1 protein-coding gene is annotated in these 591 nt (G+C 62.4%); it reads right to left on the bottom strand.

Annotated elements, in window-relative coordinates; genetic code table 11:
* A partial coding sequence (locus AB8E48_RS08960; protein WP_368886482.1) for an RNase adapter RapZ occupies positions 1-591 on the bottom strand: 591 nt, incomplete at both ends.

Genomic DNA, 591 nt, shown 5'->3' on the forward strand with positions numbered 1-591 from the left:
CGGGGCGAAGAGCCGCAAGGTAGTTGCTGATGAACTCCTCGGTGCCGGCGTGCTCCAGCACGTAATCGCGCACCGGAGCGTCCTGACCGGTCAGGGGACGCAGCTCCGGAACCCAGTGCGGGTTCGGGATAAAACGCATATCAGCCATGTAGTTAGCGTCCGACGGTGCACCGTACTTGAAGCCGAAGCTCATCACGGTCAGATTCAGCTTCTTATCCGCACCTTCAGCGAACATTTCACGCACGGTACGAGCCAGCTCGTGAACGTTCATGCCGGTGGTGTCAATGGTGCGGTCAGAAGCGAGGCGCAGGCCCTCAAAGAGAGTGCGTTCAGCGCGGATGCCGTCGAGGACGCGACCCTCGCCCTGCAGCGGGTGCGGGCGGCGCTGAGCCTCGTAGCGGGCAATGATGGTCTCGTCCTTGGCGTCAAGGAAGAGCATGGAGAAGTCAATGTCGGACTTGCGCAGAGTCTCAATCGCTGCGGGCAGATCGGAGAACAGCGCGCGGGCGCGAACGTCAATACCGAGCGCCACCTTCGGCACTCGTGCACCGTCGCGGGTCACCAGTTCAGCCAGGGAACCGAGCATCTGCG

This window comes from Rothia mucilaginosa, from assembly GCF_964211445.1.
GTDB classification, from domain to species: domain Bacteria; phylum Actinomycetota; class Actinomycetes; order Actinomycetales; family Micrococcaceae; genus Rothia; species Rothia mucilaginosa_E.